Raw genomic sequence first — 17,616 nt, 5'->3', positions numbered from 1 at the left:
ACAACTTTAAATTCGATAGTTATATTTAAGATATAAATATTTCCAGCAAAGATGCCTTTCCCGTTAATTTGAATTGTTTTAATGCCGCAGGAATCAAAAAGGTATCTCCTTTTTTAAACGCGTATTCGCGGTCTTGCTCGAGTTGTAGCGATACGCTCCCCTCTGTACACACGTAGATATAAAAGCTATCTCCTTGTTTTTGAGCTTCAAAAACCCCGTCTAGCGGAATAAAGTTCACTCTAAAATATGGACAATCCACGATGAGATTACCGGTATTGCATGTGCGTTCGTAGAAGAGTTCCACTTCCCGCGGCCGATAATCGATCGCCTCCAAAGCCAAATCGATATGCAATTCCCGCTCTTTTCCGTTGGCATCTACGCGATCCCAGTCGTAAACGCGGTAAGTAATGTCTGAAGTCTGCTGAATTTCGGCCAATAAAACCCCTTTTCCAATGGCGTGAATCGTACCGGTTTCAATAAAAAAGACATCTCCTACCCGAACGGTTATTTCCTTGAGAATGGTTGGCAGCGATTTGTGCTCCAAGTGATACAGATAATCTTCTGCCGTTACCGGCCCTTGAAAGCCCACTACCACCCGAGACCCCTCATCGGCCTGCATCACATACCACATCTCTGTTTTACCAAACGACTGATGCCGCTTTTGCGCCAAATCGTCGTTGGGGTGTAATTGGATCGACAAATCTTCTTTGGCATCTAAAAACTTAAACAGCAGCGGAAACTGCTTGCCAAATTTCTTATAGATCTTGGTACCCAAAACTTCTTCCGGAAACAAATCGATGAGTTCTGCCAAAGACATCCCTTGATAAGCGCCGTTGGAAATCTGACTGATTTCACCGGGAACCATAGATATCTCCCAACTCTCTCCGACCTGCTCGGAATGAATCGCCTTACCTAATATTGTATTTAATTTGGTTCCCCCCCATATTCTTTCTTTGAGAATGGGATTGAAAACCATAGGGTATCTTAAAAAACTCATATACTTTTGACTCACTTAGTGGAAATAAACGAGTTGTTTAGTTTTGTTTATTTTGTTTGGTTTTGTTTTTCTTTAAAAAACGAAGGCGCAAGTTACTAATTTATACCGTACGCAAAAGCATTTTATCAATCTCCTTTATAGGAAACGAAATTACGCGGTGTTTCGTATAACACCACTTCGAGCTGTTTGTCCATTTCGATACGCTTGCGCAATTTATTCCAAATCACCACGGCTATGTGCTCGGCTGTGGGTATGAGCTCGGCAAAATCGGCCACGTCGAGGTTGAGATTTTTATGATCAAAAGGCACTTCCACCTCTTCATAGATATAGTCCGACAGTATTTTTAAATCGATTACATAGCCCGTTTCCGGATCTACCGCACCGGTAACGTGAACGATGACTTCATAATTGTGTCCGTGGAAATTGGCGTTGTTGCACTTTCCAAAGATCAATTCATTTTTTTCATCGGTCCACTCCTTTCGATACAACCGATGGGCTGCATTAAAATGTGCTTTTCTACTTACAGTAACTTTCATAATCTGTTGGTTTATTTTTTTAGAGCTTCTAGATAGGGGTAAAACTGGGCGAAAATAATTTTGAACCACGCGGTATACACCTCGGGATTGCGTTCCATATCTTCTCGTACCGCTTCGATGGTCATCCATTTCCATGCGGCCACTTCTTCGAGATTGATCACGGGCTCCCCGTCGAAGTAGCCAATCATCACATGATCGAATTCGTGTTCGGTCAATCCGTTGTCAAAAGGCGCTTTATAAATAAATGAAAACACCTCTTTAAGCGGAACGGAAAACCCCATTTCCTCTTCTAATCGCCTTTGCCCCGCCTGTATATTGCTTTCGCCATCGCGCTGGTGGCTGCAACAACTGTTGGCCCACAACAGCGGCGAATGGTATTTTTCGGCTGCCCGTTGCTGCAACAACAACTCGTTGCGTTCGTTCAATATAAAAACTGAAAATGCCCGATGCAACAGTCCTTTTTCATGTGCTTCCAATTTTCCCATCAAGCCTATTGGCTCATCCTTTTCGTTAACCAAGATAACTTGTTCTTCTTTCATTTACCGCTTTTTTATCGTTTTTTAACCTTTTGTGCATACCGACTCACTCCGGGGTTCCCTATCGTATACCGCAGGCCAACTGCGGTCGGTCTCCCTTTTTTTACAGCCAGTCAAAAATACAAAAAAAGAACTGGTAAATCGAAACCCTATTGGCAATTTAGCATTTTCATTCTAGGGCAAAAGCCAATTTTTTACCGGGAATTCGTCCAAAACCACCCGCTATGTAAAAGCGTATGTGTACTTTTGTCGTATAAGTTTTAAAACATGAGCAGACAAATCAAATTAATCTGGGATTTTAAAGGTGAGGTGGCCACCAATACCGCCCTACACCACCTGATTCACCTCAAGGAATACATCGCCAGCGAAAAACTGGCTATAGCTATTACGGGAACCGAAGTTCTCAACGACTTCCACGCCATCGCCTTTCTCGTGGTCAACGACGCACAGATGATTGCGATTAGAGATGTGCTGAAACCGCATCGCGGCGAATTATATCAGCCATAAAAAAACCACTCGAAAGTGGTTTTTTTTATTTAATTGGCTTCTTTACTGATAAATTTTATGCGCATCAACCGCAGTTCTTCGGTATCGTAATCGCCGTCAAACTCTTCCAAAGCCACTTTTAAGGCATCGGTTTGGGAATCCATAAAATACTCGTAAATCTCTTCTTGTTGTTCTTCGTCTAGGGCGTCGTCGATCCAATAATCGATGTTTAGCTTGGTACCGGCATAGACGATTTGCTCCATTTCTTTTAACAGCGCATTCATATCCAAGCCCTTGGCCGCAGCGATGTCGTTTAACGATAATTTCCTATCGACACTTTGAATGATAAACAGCTTTAAGGCCGAATTGGCTCCAGTGGATTTTACGACTAAATCGTCTGGGCGGATGATTTCATTTTCCTCGACGTACTTGGAGATGACATCGACAAAATACTTTCCGTATTTTTTGGCCTTGCCCTCGCTTACGCCGTGAACATTGCCCATCTCTTCAATCGTAATCGGATATTTCAAAGCCATATCGTCCAAAGAAGGGTCTTGAAACACCACAAAGGGAGGTACGCCTAAGTTTTTAGCTACTTTTTTGCGCAGGTCCTTTAAAATTCCCGCAAGCACTTCGTCGGCTACGTAATTGGATTTGGCTGCGGCAATCTCGATTTCGTCAAAGGCATCGCTGTATTCGTGGTCTTCGGACATCAAAAATGAAACCGGATTCTCTACAAATGCCAATCCTTTGGCCGTCAATTTTAACACGCCATAACTCTCGATATCCTTGGAGAGCAATCCGGCAACCAGCACCTGCCGCAACAAGGCGGTCCAGTACTTTTCGTCCAGGGGCAATCCAATCCCAAAAAAGGGTTGCATATCGGTTCTATGCGCTTTGATCAATGCGTTTACCCGACCGATCAGCGTAAAAATCACTTCTTTGGTCTTGTATAACTGTTTGGTATCTCGAACGATCTTGATCAGTGTAACCACCTGATCCATCGCTTCAACTTTGTTTTTGGGGTTGCGAACGTTGTCGTCCATATTGGCACCATCTCCATCTACATCGCTAAACTCCTCGCCAAAATAATGCAGCAAGAATTTCCGTCTGGACATGGAGGTTTCGGCATAGGCCACGACTTCTTGGAGCAAGGCAAAGCCTATTTCCTGTTCGGCCACGGGTTTTCCCGACATGAATTTTTCCAGTTTCTCAATATCCTTATACGAGTAATAGGCCAGGCAATGTCCTTCCCCACCATCTCGACCCGCCCTACCGGTCTCTTGATAATAACTCTCCAACGATTTGGGAATATCGTGATGAATGACAAAGCGAACGTCTGGCTTATCGATTCCCATCCCGAAGGCGATTGTTGCGACGACCACATCGACATCTTCCATCAAAAACATATCCTGATGTTTGGCGCGTGTCTTGGCATCTAAACCGGCGTGATAGGGCACCGTACTGATTCCATTGACTTGCAGTACATGGGCTATTTCCTCTACTTTTTTTCTACTCAAACAATAGATAACCCCCGATTTCCCCTTGTGTTGCTTGATAAAACGAATGATATCCGATTCGATATTTTTGGTTTTGGTACGCACCTCATAATAGAGGTTGGGTCTGTTAAAAGACGCCTTAAACACATTGGCATCTGGAATCTCTAGGTTTTTTAAAATGTCTTCTTGCACCTTGGGCGTAGCGGTGGCGGTAAGTCCGATAATCGGGATATCGCCCAATTGTCGAATGATATTTCTTAGGTTTCGATATTCGGGTCTAAAGTCGTGCCCCCACTCGGAAATACAGTGCGCTTCGTCTATGGCCACAAAAGACAGCGGCACCTCTTTGAGGAAGCTCACATATTCTTCTTTGGTCAGGGACTCCGGTGCAACGTATAACAATTTGGTGATTCCATTTCGAATATCGGTTTTTACTTGAGTAATCTCGGTTTTCGTCAGGGAGGAGTTTAATACGTGGGCAATACCGTATTCGGTTGATAAGCTTCTGATAGCATCAACCTGATTTTTCATAAGGGCAATAAGGGGAGAGACCACTATGGCTGTTCCTCCCAAGACTAACGCAGGCAATTGGTAACACAAAGATTTACCGCCGCCCGTAGGCATAATCACGAAGGTGTTGTGTCCGGTAATAATGCTTTTGACCACTTCTTCCTGGAGACCTTTGAACTGATTAAATCCAAAATAAGTCTTTAATTCCTTATGTAAGTCAATTTCGGCTGATTTCATTATTTTTTAATGGTATTTTACATAAATTTGCTGAACCTAAAGGTACAAAAAAAGTTTAGACTATAAATAAAAAATAACACTCGAGATTTTGGACAAAAAAATAGACCTCATTCAGTCTGCAAAAGACACCCTACTATCTGAAAGCCAAAGTATTGCGAATTTAGCAAATTATATAAATGACGATTTCAAGAACGCGGTGGAGGCTATTTTCAACTGCCGTGGGAGAGTTGTGGTTACGGGAATTGGCAAAAGCGCCTTAATTGGAACAAAAATTGTAGCGACATTTAACTCGACCGGGACACCGGCTCTTTTTATGCACGCAGCCGAAGGAGTTCATGGAGATTTGGGAATAATTCAGCCTCAAGATTGCATAATTTGCATTTCCAACAGCGGAAACAGCCCAGAGATCAAAGCCTTGATTCCCTACCTGACCCGATTTGGCAACACCTTGATCGGCATAACGGCAAATCCAGACTCCTCTTTGGGCAAACATGCGCATTTTGTGTTGCGCGCCTATGTAGAACGCGAAGCTTGCCCCAATAATCTAGCGCCGATGAACAGTACTACGGCCCAACTCGTTTTAGGCGATGCCTTGGCGGTGTGCTTGATGCAGCTGCGAGACTTTAAGGCCGAGGACTTTGCGATTTACCACCCGGGTGGTGCCTTGGGTAAAAAGCTGTTGATGTTGGTCCAAGACCTCTTGGGCAAGCACCAAAAACCACAGGTCGCTCCAGATTCGAGCATCAAAGATGTGATCGTGGAAATTTCGGAAAAGAGACTGGGCGTTACCGCCGTGGTGGAAAACGAAAAATTAGTCGGCATCATCACCGATGGCGATTTGAGAAGAATGCTTCAAACCCAAAGTGACCTGACCAACATCCAGGCGAAAGACATCATGAGTCTACATCCGCGAACCATCGACACCCAAGAGCGCGTAGCCAAGGCGTTGTCGGTTTTAGAAGATTTTTCCATCACCCAATTACTCGTTACCGACCGCGATAAATACGTGGGCATCATTCACTTACACGACATTTTAAAAGAAGGAATTGTATAATGACTAAACCAAAAAACAAAGAAAAGCAGATGTCTTTTCTAGACCATTTAGAAGAGCTCAGATGGTTGTTGATTCGCTCTGCGATTGCCATACTCGTCGGAGGTTCCATAGCTTTTTTCTTTACCGATTTCATTTTCGACACCATTATTTTCGGTCCTAAACGCGGAGACTTTATCACCTATCAGTTCTTTTGCGACATCGCACAGCGCTTTGACCTCGACAAGAGCTTTTGCAATCAAGAGCTGCCTTTTGAAATTCAAAACAGAACGATGGAAGGGCAGTTTTCCGTGATGATATGGACCTCTATAACCGCCGGGTTTATCATTGCCTTTCCCTTTTTGCTGTGGGAACTCTGGAAGTTTATCAGTCCGGCCTTGTACAACAAGGAAAGGAAAAACGCCCGTGTATTCATCTTTGTATCATCGCTGTTGTTCTTCATCGGTGTGGTATTTGGCTATTACGTCATCACCCCGCTTTCCATCAACTTTTTAGCCAATTTGGAGGTCAGCAATATCGTAAAAAATCAAATCGATTTAAACTCGTATATCGGACTGGTAAAAACGACTTCCCTGGCCTGTGGCCTGGTTTTCGAGCTGCCGATCATCATTTATTTCCTGTCGGTTTTGGACTTGGTAACCCCGCAATTTCTGCGCGAATACCGAAAATACGCCATCGTATTGATCTTGATTATTGCGGCCGTAATTACGCCGCCGGACATCATCAGCCAAATAATCGTTTCGATTCCCTTGTTGATTCTCTATGAAATCAGTATTTTTATATCGAAGTTTGTCCAGCGCAAACCCAAACCGTCTAAAGACCTAACCCCTTCTTAAACCCAGCTTATGAAGTTAAGAGCAGATAATCTCATCAAAACATATAAAGGCAGAAATGTAGTTAAAGGCATTTCTGTCGAGGTCAATCAAGGAGAAATCGTTGGACTATTAGGCCCCAATGGCGCCGGAAAAACCACTTCATTTTACATGATTGTAGGTTTGGTCAAGCCCAATGGAGGCAGCATCTATCTCGACAACACCAATATAACCGATTTTCCCATGTACCGAAGAGCCCAGCACGGCATTGGTTATTTGGCTCAAGAAGCTTCTGTATTTAGAAAACTCAGCATAGAAGACAACATACTCAGTGTGTTGCAATTGACCAAGCTCTCTAAACAAGAGCAGATTGCCAAAATGGAAACCCTCATCGACGAATTTAGCTTGGAGCACATCCGAACCAACCGAGGGGATTTGCTCTCTGGAGGGGAGCGCCGACGAACGGAAATTGCCAGAGCCCTGGCGACAGACCCCAAGTTTATCTTATTGGATGAGCCCTTTGCCGGTGTAGACCCCGTTGCCGTAGAAGACATACAGCGCATCGTAGCCAAGTTAAAAAACAAAAACATCGGCATCTTGATTACCGACCACAACGTTCAAGAAACCCTTGCCATTACCGACAAGACCTATTTGATGTTTGAAGGCAAAATTCTCAAAGCGGGAATACCCGAAGAATTGGCCGCAGACGAAATGGTCAGAAAGGTCTATCTCGGACAAAATTTTGAACTCAGAAAGAAAAAAATTGAATTCTAAGAAACAGTCAATTCCCGTGTCACTCATTTAATTTACAAATAAAATCGCTTATTATTTTAAAATATTAAAATTTTGGCTAGATTTGTTAATTGAAAAATAATTCACAAAATGTTTATTAGAAAAAACAATATTTCTATAAAATTATTGACTAAGTACAGCCTAAACGACCTATACTTAGGTTTATCTTCATTTTCCCACTACAGCAGCCACACAAACACCGTAGTAGCCGCTGCAGATACTGCACCGTATAAACACTTTCACGAGAATCATTCGCTCTTGAAGGTGCGGTCTTTATCCCTTTCAATCAAAAACAGAGTAACACACCTGCTCTACCAGTACCACCAAACCTCCCTAACGACAAATACCGTAGCTTTTTTTTCATTTGCACAACCCCTGCGACTCTCTGCACTATACAGAGATTTGACAAAAACAGCAGCGCAATTAAACCGCGGTATACCCTTAATTCTTAACGACATATCTCATTTTTTAGACAACCTATTTACTAACCTAACTCCCACACACCTTGCGACAAAATTGGCGATCTAACTTAATTGATAGTCTGCATAAATTAACTACTGGAGTCTCCAATCGCTTTGATTTGAGAGATTTAAAATACTTGCCTCGCTGGACCATATTAACTATAGACACGTTTATGGTTTTACTCGCCGGTATATTTAGTTATTTTATGCTGACAGGTATTGGTGTTTCCTTCAACACCGCTCCCATGATTTGGAAAATGGGCATACCCTATATGGCTACGACCTTTTTTTATTTTTGGTTTTTTAAAACTTATCTCGGAGTTATTCGCCATTCGACATTAATCGATGCTATTAAACTTTGTATTGCGCAATTCGCCACTTTTTCAACCCTATTATTGGTCAATTCCGCTTATGAGCTTTTAACCGACACCAAGTTGTTTTTAAACACCTATCTGTTTCTAAACATCATTATTTCCTTTTGTCTGTTGTTGTTTTATCGCATTATCATCAAGCAAATCTTCGAGAACCTGTTTTCATCTATTACCGAAAACACCTTGACGCCAGTCATTGTTATGGTCGATTCGCGAAATGCGATTGCAGTAGCCTCCGCTTTGCGAGCCGAGCAACCCAAGCGCTTTAAAATTATAGGTTTTATCAATGCTACGGCGGAGAACCACACGCCAAATAAGCGAATTCTCGATTTACCGGTTTTTAACAACGATAAAAAGACATCAACCATCTTAAGATACACCAAATCGTCGGCTTTAATACTGGCAGATAACGAGGTCGGGACGGTACAAAAAATCGCAATAGTAGAGGATTGCTTAAATTATAATTACAAAGTGTACAATTTAAGCAAAGTAACCGATTGGAACGATACGAAAAAAGTCGCAAGTAAGGTTAAAAACATCAAAATTCAGGATTTGTTAGAACGCAAACCCATACAATTAGACTTTACCAAAATATCGGAGCAGCTGGACAACAAAACGGTTTTAATAACCGGTGCTGCGGGTTCTATCGGCGGTGAAATCGTCTGGCAGGTCACCCGTTTTAACCCCTCGAAAATCATCTTAGTCGATCAGGCCGAGACGCCGCTTCACCACATCTCGCTCGAATTGGAAAAACTGCGGTCCAAATTTCAGATTGTCACCTTAGTTTTAGATGTTCGCAATATGAATGTAATGGAAGAGGTGTTTAAAAAGCATCAACCCGATGTGGTTTATCACGCTGCGGCCTATAAACACGTCCCACTGATGGAAGACAATCCGTGTCAAGCGATATTTACCAACGTCATGGGGTCTAAAAACATGGCCGATTTAGCTGTAAAGTACACTTGTTCTCATTTTGTGATGGTTTCTACAGACAAAGCGGTCAATCCGAGTAATATTATGGGAGCCAGTAAGCGTATTGCGGAAAAATATGTACAATCATTGGCTTGTAAAACCACGGATTCCGCGGCTTGCAAAACCAAATTTATCACCACCCGATTCGGCAATGTACTGGGCTCAAACGGCTCTGTAGTGCCCTTATTTACCAAACAAATCGAAGAAGGTGGCCCCATTACCATTACTCATCCGGACATCATCCGGTACTTTATGACCATACCCGAAGCCTGCCAATTGGTTTTAGAGGCCGGGGCTATGGGAAATGGCGGAGAAATCTTTATATTTGACATGGGAAAACCGGTCAAAATTATTGATCTGGCACGAAAAATGATAAAGATGGCTGAATTGACACCCGATAAAGATATCGAAATCAAAATTGTAGGACTGAGACCTGGTGAAAAGCTTTATGAAGAACTCTTAAACGATACTTCAACCACGCAGCCTACACATCACGAAAAAATAATGATTGTTCAAGACACCAAGGAAGTATATGAATCACTCAATCTGCAAATCATAGCATTGGCTGATTACGCCTATAAAAATCAGACTACGGCAATGGTTAGCCAGATGAAACTTATAGTACCCGAATTTAAAAGCCTAAACTCTCAATACGAAAAACTAGATATAAGCCCGATTCTAACAAATTAATCTTTCAAAAACGAAATAGAACTTTTAAATTTGCTCAAAAAAGAAATATGACTAAGAACGCTATACTTTACCTAACCCTGTTGTGTGCTACACTAGCCCTAACATCATGTGCTTCTAAAGAAAAATACCTGTACTACCAAAACATTGAAGAAGCGATCAACTCCAAGACTTCGAGTAAACTATTCGAGACTAAACTGGTTCCGGATGATTTATTGATGATCATCGTATCTGCCGAAGATGCCGAATCCGCTGCGCCGTTTAACCTGTTTAGCACCATGACTGCCGATCCTAAAAATCCAGCACGAAACGGTCAGATGACCCAGCAACTGTATTTGGTGGATTCTCAAGGAAATATTGAATTTCCCATAGTGGGAACCCTACATGTGGGCGGACTGAACAAAACGCAAGCCATCGCATTGATAAAAAATGAAATCAACAAATACCTAAAAAATCCCATTGTCAATTTGCGGATTATGAATTTTAAAATTACGGTTCAAGGTGAAGTCAATAGACCTGGGGTGCACAGCATAGTCAGCGAGCGTCTAACACTGCCCGAAGCCCTAACCCTATCTGGAGACCTTTCGACTTACGGCTCTAGAAACAACATCATGATTATACGTGAACAAGACGGCAAAAGAACTTTTGATCGCGTTGACTTGACCAAAGCAGATTTTATCAACTCGCCTTATTACTTTTTAAAACAAAATGACATCGTCTACGTAGAGCCCAACAAGACCAAAATCAACTCTTCCGTAGTGGGTCCCAACCTTACTGTTGGTTTATCAGCCTTATCCTTATTAGTAACCATCATCGCCTTATCTGTTAAATAACCTTCTATGGAAAATCAAATTGAACAAGAAGATCATTCAAATATCAACATCAGAGAGCAAATTGAAAAGTATGTAATTCACTGGCGTTGGTTTCTTTTAAGCCTGTTTTTGGTAATCGTAACCGCTTTTATCTATTTGCGGTATGCCCAAGAGCAATACAAAATCAATACGACCATCATTGTAAAAGACGAAAGAAGAGGTGGTGGTATGATGTCTGAAATGGCTGCTTTTTCTGATTTAGCCATGTTTTCCGGAGGAAAGAGCAATGTGGAAAATGAAATTCAGCTGATTAAATCGACCAATATCGCCGAAAAAACGATTCGAAGACTTCAGTTAAACATTGCCTATATCAACGAAGGACGGGTTCGAAAAACCCAATTATACGACAATACACCTTTTTACTTCAATTTCATTAAACCCGTTTTTGACTTTGAAAAAATACGCTATACCTTTACGGTTAAACAAATAGACGACCGTCTTTTTTCCTTAGAGGATCAATTGTCTGAAGTGGGTACGTTTTCTTATGGCGATACAATTCAGACCAAGCTCGGTACACTAGTAGTTACAAAAAGCGCAGCCAAACCGGCACCTACCCAATTAAAAAAAGAGGTCGAACAAGACAACAATCCCGTATCTAACACCATTACCGTAGAGATTTACCCCATTGAAATGGTCGTAAACAATTACGTTAAAAATTTAGTCATAGCACCTACTGATAAATTTTCTTCTGTCATCGATTTATCACTAATCGACGCCACCCCATCAAAAGCAGTTGATTACCTGAACGAATTGGTAAAAATATACAATGAAGAGGCCATTATCGACAAGCGCTTTGTTTCGGAGAAAACCTCGGAGTTCATCGCTACTCGATTGGAATTAATCACCCAAGAACTGGGCGATGTAGAAAAATCCTTAGAGGGCTATAAACACAGTAATAAACTGACCGACATCCCCACTCAAGCGGAGATTTTTTTACAAAACGCCAATGTATTTGAGAAGAGCATCATTGAAAACGCCACCGAGTTAAAGGTCGTTTCGTCTATGATCGACTTCTTGAGCAAAAGCAAGGCGGAAGACTTATTGCCGTCGAACATCATAACTTCCGATGTGTCATCGGCTGGGTTGATCAATCAGTACAACAACATCGTATTGGAGCGAAACCGCCTTAAATCGAGTTCAACGGTAGAAAACCCGGCTGTAATTCGACTGGATTCTCAAATCGCCTCGATGAAAGCCTCGGTACAAGAGAGCTTGGCGCGTTTAAAAAACTCCTTGGAAATCACCCGAAGAGAATTGGAACTCAAGGATCGTGAATTGTTGGCCAAAATTGCCAAAGTACCCCGTCAGGAACGCGAATTTAGAATTATCGATCGCCAGCAAAAAGTAAAGGAAGCCATTTATCTCTACCTCTTTCAAAAGCGCGAGGAGACGGCGATCGCTTTAGCGGCAACCGATCAGAATGCCAAAGTAGTCGATGCGGCCAAAGCAGCCAATACCCCAGTAGCACCTAAGAAAAGTATTATTCTCTTAGCGGCGCTTATTCTAGGCGTGTTAATCCCCTTTGCCATCATCTATCTAAAAGATTTGTTGGATACGAAAATCAAAAACCGTATCGATATTGAAAAAGCCACTAAGATTCCTTTCTTAGGCGATATTCCTCACTCGGAATCGCACAACCAAATCATCGACATCAGCAGCCGTTCCAGTGCAGCAGAAGCGATTCGAATTGTGCGAACCAACTTGGAATTCATGTTGACCAAAACCCCAACGGGACAAGCGAAGACCATCTTTTTAACGTCTACCTTTCCCAAGGAGGGTAAAACCTTTACCTCCGTCAATATTGCCGGAACTATTGCCCTATCCAACAAACGCGTTTTGCTGGTTGGAATGGACTTGCGTAATCCGCGTTTGGACGACTATTTAACACTGCCGTCTAAAGGGGTTTCCAATTACTTGGCCAGTACCGATACCGACATTACGAAATACATCGCCAAAGTCGATGGTTTCACCAATTTCTATGCCTTACCGGCCGGTACCATACCGCCAAACCCCGCAGAATTGCTTATGGGGTCTAAGGTCGATGAGATGTTTGACTTTTTAAAAACCCAATTTGACTATATTGTAGTGGATACGGCACCAGTGAGTTTGGTTACCGATACCCTGCTGATTGCCAAACACGCACACACCTTTATATATGTGGTGCGCGCCAACTACCTCGACAAGCGTATGCTCAAAATTCCAGATGGCTTGTACCGCGAGAACAAGATTCCAAACATGTCTATCTTGCTCAACGATACCAATACCACCAAGGGCTATGGTTATGGCTACGGATACGGCTATGGTTACGGTTTGGACATGGAGACGGATACGCGTCCGCTGTGGAAGAAAATCATCAATATGAAATAAGTTACCCAAGACCTTCCTCGTGAAGGTCTTTTTTTTGAACCCGTTTTCAAATTTCTAATTTTTAAGCTTAAAATTGTGAATTTAAAAATCTAATCAACAGCCGTTACTAAAATGGCAAATCGCAAATCAAACTCGGGCATTTAGACCGTTTTAAGGCTAATATTTATTATATTTGCTTTGCGGAACAACTTATGGAAGTATAGTATTATATAAAACACGATTGCTATCATTTAAAATCACAACAAATGACACAAAAATCTAAGATTATTTACACGATGACTGATGAAGCTCCTATGTTGGCGACTCATTCATTTTTACCTATTGTTAAAGCCTTTACCAAATCGTCTGCGATTGAAGTAGAAACCAGAGACATTTCTTTATCCGGGAGAATACTTGCTAATTTCCCCGATTTCTTAGAAGCGGCTCAAAAGACGGACGACGCCTTAACAGAACTCGGAAATCTTGCCAATACCCCAGAAGCAAACATCATTAAATTACCCAATATTTCGGCTTCGGTTCCCCAATTAAAAGGAGCCATTGCAGAATTGCAAAAACACGGTTATGCCGTTCCTAATTTTCCGGAAGAACCCAAAACAGAAGCGGAAAAAGAAATAAAAAACCGTTATTCCAAAGTTTTGGGATCGGCGGTTAACCCGGTTTTACGCGAAGGAAACTCCGACCGTAGAGCTCCTAAAGCCGTTAAAAACTACGCCAAAGCCAATCCTCATTCTATGGGGGCTTGGTCTTCAACTTCAAAAACGGAAGTGGTATCAATGCCAGAAGGCGATTTTTATGGAAGTGAAAAATCCGTAACCCTAAAAGATGCCGAACAATACAAAATTGAATTTATAGACGCACAGGGCAACAAACAACTACTCAAGGATTTCGCTCCGCTAAAAGCAGGAGAGGTTATCGATAGCTCTGTTTTAAACCTCGCGGCCTTAAAGACTTTTGTAGCGAAAGAAATTCAAACGGCTAAAGAGAAGAACGTCTTGTTGTCGGTGCATTTAAAAGCGACGATGATGAAGGTTTCCGACCCTATTATTTTTGGCGCTATCGTTGAAGTATACTTTAAATCGGTATTTGAAAAATACGCCGCGCTTTTTAAAGAAATCAACGTGGATACCCGTAACGGTTTAGGCGATGTATACGCTAAAATTGCCGGATTACCGCAAGAAGCCGAAGTCGTAGCAGCTATAGAAGCCGCTATTGCCAACGGTCCTGCTTTGGCCATGGTCAATTCAGACAAGGGCATCACCAACCTACACGTGCCTTCGGATGTGATTGTAGATGCTTCTATGCCTGCTATGATCCGTACCTCCGGACAAATGTGGAACAAAGACGGGAAACCAGAAGATACCATTGCTCTCATTCCAGACCGCTCTTATGCCGGTGTATATGTAGCCACCATTGAAGACTGTAAAAAACACGGTGCTTTTGATCCCCGTACTATGGGTTCTGTACCCAACGTGGGATTGATGGCGCAAAAAGCCGAAGAATACGGTTCACACGACAAAACATTCCAAATCTCCGCAAACGGTGTCGTACAAGTTACTACGGCCAACGGCGTTGTTTTAATGGAACAAAAAGTAGCCACAGGCGATATCTTTAGAATGTGTCAAACCAAAGATGCTCCAATCCAAGACTGGGTAAAACTAGCCGTAAATAGAGCACGCCTTTCCGATACTCCAGCGGTTTTCTGGTTGGACGAAAACAGAGCACACGACAGAGAGATTATCACTAAAGTAACTACTTACTTAAAAGATCACGATACCAACGGATTGGATATTCGCATTTTAAATCCAATTGCCGCTACTACCTTTACCCTGGATAGAATCCGCCAAGGTTTAGACACGATATCCGTAACCGGAAACGTGTTGAGAGATTACTTAACCGACTTATTCCCAATTTTGGAATTGGGTACTTCTGCCAAAATGCTTTCAATCGTTCCTTTGATGAACGGCGGGGGCTTGTTTGAAACAGGAGCTGGTGGATCGGCACCGAAACACGTGGAGCAATTTGTTCAAGAAGGTTATTTGCGTTGGGATTCCCTAGGTGAATTCTTAGCACTAGCCGTGTCTTTAGAGCACTTAGGTCAAACGCAAAACAATTCGAAAGCATTGATTTTAGGTGAAACACTGGATGTGGCGACCGGATTATTCTTGTCTAACGACAAATCACCGGCGCGTAAAGTAGGTCAGATAGACAATAGAGGTTCTCATTTCTACCTGGCTATGTATTGGGCACAGGAATTGGCCAAGCAGTCTAAAGATGCCGAACTTCAAGCATTTTTTAGCCCAATTGCCCAAGCTTTAACCCAAAATGAAGCGACGATTAATGCCGAATTAATCGGTGCTCAGGGACAGCCTCAAGACATCGGGGGGTATTACCAACCCGACGAAGCGAAAACCAATAAAGCTTTGCGTCCAAGCGAAACTTTAAACAGCATTATCAATCAAATTGGCTAGGCTATTGCCTCTGTAAATATTCCAAAGGGCGGCTCGAAAGAGCGGCCCTTTGTCTTTTACGCGCTTTTAATCATCACAGTTCTAAAGACTGTCGACTAAAATCTGGTATTTTCTGCCGATGGGAATTTGGTAATTATCGGTCAGGTATAGAATTTTTTTGTCCGTCCTGATTAGGTGCTGCCTGTTGATGATGTACGAGCGATGTACTTGCAAAAAATCGTCCGAGACCAAATCTTCCTTTATACTCAATAGGGAGCCGTATACAAAATAGGCACGAGCACGTCCCTGAACAAAAATTTTCAGGTAATTCCCCGCACTTTCCACAAACAAAACAGCGGCATAATCCAAAACGATTGCCGTCCCATTCTCCCGAATCGTCAACTGCGTCTTGGCCGTTTTAAACCGTTCTCTTTGGCTACAGAAGATCTTGGCCTTTTGGGTAGCCTTAACAAAACTCGTAAAGGATACCGGCTTTAATAGGTAGTCGACCACATCGAGCTGATAGGATTCCAAGGCGAAATCCGAATAGGCCGTGGTGATGATGGTAATGGGCTTCTCCGGCAAAATTTTCAACAATTCCAAACCGGATATTAGCGGCATATTAATGTCTAAAAACAAGATGTCCACTGGGGTTTGCTGTAAGCTTTTTAAAGCTTCTGTACCGCTATAAGCTTGCCCAACGACTACGAGGTCGTCGCACTGATTCACATGTGCCTGGATAACCTGATGTGCGGGTTTTTCGTCGTCTACTATAAAACAGTTGTAGGGAGTTGCCATAGGTGTAATACCGCTTTAAATTGTTCTTTTTTCGAGCTTACGCTCATTTTGTATTTGATTTCCGACACCTCTAAACGGCGTTTGAGATTTTCCAGTCCCAAACCCGTCCCCTCTACGATATCAAGCTGGGGCAGGCAGTTGTTTTCAATGCTAAACACCAAATTATCGCCAACTAAACTCAAGTCTATGGCCACCTCTGCCCTTCCGGTTTGAGCCGAAAATTTTAACGCATTCTCCACCAACAATATAAACAATAGGGGCGGAATTTTATGTCGTCCAAAATTGCCGGTATAATCCTGAATAACCGTTAGGTTATTGCTTTTAAACTGATGGTAACTGATGTACTTCTCCATAAAAAGGATCTCTTCTGCCAATAAAACCTGGTCTTTTTTCGTCGATTCAATCTGATACCGCAGCAAATCGGCCAGTTCCAAAATCCGGTCTGGTGTATCGAGCGGATTGATCAGGGAAACCCCGTACAAATTATTCAGCGCATTTAGCAAAAAATGGGGATTGAGCTGCAACTTCAACATCTGCAATTCATCTTCGGTGTGCAACAGCTTTTTTTGAGTGGAAATCACGTTTTGATAAATCCATACATGTATAAAATAAATACCCGTACCCACAAAAGAAATAAAAACACCTCCGCCAATTTGATTCGCTAAGGTTTCCTGTTCATTTCTATAGAGGTTGACCTGAGCAGCTGCAGCTATGTACAAGGCCCACCATAAAAAAGAAAATAGAAAAAATTGCTGGTACTTTTTATTGAGCAAAAGCGGTTTTACAATAATCGTATTGTGAAAAAATATAAAAGCATAGATAAACGCTAACACAAACAGCAGTTCGACAATTAGGGTTTGCGTAGTCATCACCTCAGTACGATCAAAGTATTGAGCCGTAAAAAAAAGTGTAAATAGAAAGAGAAACATCAGGCTGTTCCTCAACCAAATATTCGAATAGGTCCATTTCGTATTCATCGTACAAAAGTAAAAATAAAAGTTATCCAAAAACAAAGACGTCCTTTATTATTCAAGTGATGGATGGCAATCCAGGTCGAGAATATACCCCCTATCGCTTTAAGTCTCCTTTAGATTCAATCAAAATCGTCCATAAAGCAACGGAATAAACGCCGTTATCACAATAAATTAGCGGTTTTGCAGTTATCTGCCTAACCGACTTTGCACG

15 protein-coding genes are annotated in these 17,616 nt (G+C 42.2%); 9 read left to right on the top strand and 6 right to left on the bottom strand.

Annotated elements, in window-relative coordinates; all coding sequences use genetic code 11:
- Positions 1-25 precede the first annotated feature (25 nt).
- The 3 genes from ACQZ43_RS09330 to idi all read right to left on the bottom strand — a co-directional run bounded on the left by ACQZ43_RS09330 (position 26) and on the right by idi (position 2,072).
- A complete protein-coding gene (locus ACQZ43_RS09330) occupies positions 26-997 on the bottom strand; it encodes a type I phosphomannose isomerase catalytic subunit (protein WP_430611966.1) in 972 nt (323 codons plus the stop codon).
- Positions 998-1,122: 125 nt separating this feature from the next.
- Positions 1,123-1,533 (bottom strand): 6-pyruvoyl trahydropterin synthase family protein, encoded by a 411-nt coding sequence (locus ACQZ43_RS09325; protein WP_430611964.1) that lies wholly within the window; start codon positions 1,531-1,533, stop codon positions 1,123-1,125.
- Positions 1,534-1,544: 11 nt separating this feature from the next.
- On the bottom strand, positions 1,545-2,072 hold the full coding sequence (idi, locus tag ACQZ43_RS09320) for an isopentenyl-diphosphate Delta-isomerase (RefSeq protein WP_430611962.1): 528 nt from the start codon (positions 2,070-2,072) through the stop codon (positions 1,545-1,547).
- Between the two features lie 264 nt (positions 2,073-2,336).
- Between idi and ACQZ43_RS09315 the strand changes: the two genes are divergently transcribed.
- On the top strand, positions 2,337-2,576 hold the full coding sequence (locus tag ACQZ43_RS09315) for a hypothetical protein (protein ID WP_430611960.1): 240 nt from the start codon (positions 2,337-2,339) through the stop codon (positions 2,574-2,576).
- Between the two features lie 29 nt (positions 2,577-2,605).
- Here ACQZ43_RS09315 and ACQZ43_RS09310 read toward each other — a convergent pair whose 3' ends face one another.
- Positions 2,606-4,801, bottom strand: coding sequence for a RecQ family ATP-dependent DNA helicase (locus ACQZ43_RS09310; protein ID WP_430611958.1), 2,196 nt, complete (start codon positions 4,799-4,801; stop codon positions 2,606-2,608).
- A gap of 88 nt (positions 4,802-4,889) precedes the next feature.
- On the opposite strand from ACQZ43_RS09310, the gene ACQZ43_RS09305 reads away from it, so the two are divergent.
- The 8 genes from ACQZ43_RS09305 (at position 4,890) to ACQZ43_RS09270 (ending at position 15,654) form a co-directional block, all read left to right on the top strand.
- Entirely contained in the window at positions 4,890-5,855 is a 966-nt protein-coding gene (locus ACQZ43_RS09305) for a KpsF/GutQ family sugar-phosphate isomerase (protein WP_430611956.1), read from the top strand.
- Complete coding sequence (gene tatC, locus ACQZ43_RS09300) at positions 5,855-6,688, top strand: twin-arginine translocase subunit TatC (RefSeq protein WP_430611954.1); 834 nt, start codon at positions 5,855-5,857, stop codon at positions 6,686-6,688. Before ACQZ43_RS09305 ends, tatC begins: the two co-directional genes overlap by 1 nt.
- Positions 6,689-6,697: 9 nt before the next feature.
- Positions 6,698-7,438, top strand: a complete 741-nt coding sequence (gene lptB, locus ACQZ43_RS09295; RefSeq protein ID WP_430611952.1) for an LPS export ABC transporter ATP-binding protein — start codon at positions 6,698-6,700, stop codon at positions 7,436-7,438.
- 108 nt (positions 7,439-7,546) lie between these two features.
- The gene (locus ACQZ43_RS09290; protein WP_430611950.1) at positions 7,547-7,984 is read left to right on the top strand and encodes a hypothetical protein; all 438 of its coding nucleotides are present in this window, start codon (positions 7,547-7,549) and stop codon (positions 7,982-7,984) included.
- 52 nt (positions 7,985-8,036) lie between these two features.
- Positions 8,037-9,950 carry a polysaccharide biosynthesis protein gene (locus ACQZ43_RS09285; RefSeq protein ID WP_430611948.1) on the top strand — a complete coding sequence of 638 codons (1,914 nt, stop codon included), beginning with the start codon at positions 8,037-8,039 and terminating at the stop codon, positions 9,948-9,950.
- A 47-nt stretch (positions 9,951-9,997) separates the two neighbouring features.
- Positions 9,998-10,780, top strand: coding sequence for a polysaccharide biosynthesis/export family protein (locus ACQZ43_RS09280; protein WP_430611946.1), 783 nt, complete (start codon positions 9,998-10,000; stop codon positions 10,778-10,780).
- A gap of 6 nt (positions 10,781-10,786) precedes the next feature.
- The gene (locus ACQZ43_RS09275) at positions 10,787-13,186 is read left to right on the top strand and encodes a GumC family protein (RefSeq protein WP_430611944.1); all 2,400 of its coding nucleotides are present in this window, start codon (positions 10,787-10,789) and stop codon (positions 13,184-13,186) included.
- 245 nt (positions 13,187-13,431) lie between these two features.
- Positions 13,432-15,654, top strand: a complete 2,223-nt coding sequence (locus ACQZ43_RS09270; protein ID WP_430611942.1) for an NADP-dependent isocitrate dehydrogenase — start codon at positions 13,432-13,434, stop codon at positions 15,652-15,654.
- 81 nt (positions 15,655-15,735) lie between these two features.
- On the opposite strand, the gene ACQZ43_RS09265 is transcribed toward ACQZ43_RS09270, so the two are convergent.
- Both ACQZ43_RS09265 and ACQZ43_RS09260 read right to left on the bottom strand, forming a co-directional pair.
- Complete coding sequence (locus tag ACQZ43_RS09265; RefSeq protein WP_430611940.1) at positions 15,736-16,431, bottom strand: LytR/AlgR family response regulator transcription factor; 696 nt, start codon at positions 16,429-16,431, stop codon at positions 15,736-15,738.
- A complete protein-coding gene (locus ACQZ43_RS09260; RefSeq protein WP_430611938.1) occupies positions 16,404-17,408 on the bottom strand; it encodes a sensor histidine kinase in 1,005 nt (334 codons plus the stop codon). Before ACQZ43_RS09260 ends, ACQZ43_RS09265 begins: the two co-directional genes overlap by 28 nt.
- Positions 17,409-17,616: the final 208 nt, after the last annotated feature.

Origin of the sequence: Flavobacterium sp. JP2137 (assembly GCF_050562195.1) — a bacterium.
Taxonomy (GTDB): domain Bacteria; phylum Bacteroidota; class Bacteroidia; order Flavobacteriales; family Flavobacteriaceae; genus Flavobacterium.
This window is presented reverse-complemented; position numbering and strand designations above follow the sequence as displayed.

Coding starts and splice junctions, on each gene's coding strand:
- ACQZ43_RS09330 (WP_430611966.1), bottom strand. CDS start 997: ATGAGTTTTTTAAGATACCCTATGGTTTTCAATCCCATTCTCAAAGAA.
- ACQZ43_RS09325 (WP_430611964.1), bottom strand. CDS start 1,533: ATGAAAGTTACTGTAAGTAGAAAAGCACATTTTAATGCAGCCCATCGG.
- idi (WP_430611962.1), bottom strand. CDS start 2,072: ATGAAAGAAGAACAAGTTATCTTGGTTAACGAAAAGGATGAGCCAATA.
- ACQZ43_RS09315 (WP_430611960.1), top strand. CDS start 2,337: ATGAGCAGACAAATCAAATTAATCTGGGATTTTAAAGGTGAGGTGGCC.
- ACQZ43_RS09310 (WP_430611958.1), bottom strand. CDS start 4,801: ATGAAATCAGCCGAAATTGACTTACATAAGGAATTAAAGACTTATTTT.
- tatC (WP_430611954.1), top strand. CDS start 5,855: ATGACTAAACCAAAAAACAAAGAAAAGCAGATGTCTTTTCTAGACCAT.
- lptB (WP_430611952.1), top strand. CDS start 6,698: ATGAAGTTAAGAGCAGATAATCTCATCAAAACATATAAAGGCAGAAAT.
- ACQZ43_RS09290 (WP_430611950.1), top strand. CDS start 7,547: ATGTTTATTAGAAAAAACAATATTTCTATAAAATTATTGACTAAGTAC.
- ACQZ43_RS09280 (WP_430611946.1), top strand. CDS start 9,998: ATGACTAAGAACGCTATACTTTACCTAACCCTGTTGTGTGCTACACTA.
- ACQZ43_RS09275 (WP_430611944.1), top strand. CDS start 10,787: ATGGAAAATCAAATTGAACAAGAAGATCATTCAAATATCAACATCAGA.
- ACQZ43_RS09270 (WP_430611942.1), top strand. CDS start 13,432: ATGACACAAAAATCTAAGATTATTTACACGATGACTGATGAAGCTCCT.
- ACQZ43_RS09265 (WP_430611940.1), bottom strand. CDS start 16,431: ATGGCAACTCCCTACAACTGTTTTATAGTAGACGACGAAAAACCCGCA.
- ACQZ43_RS09260 (WP_430611938.1), bottom strand. CDS start 17,408: ATGAATACGAAATGGACCTATTCGAATATTTGGTTGAGGAACAGCCTG.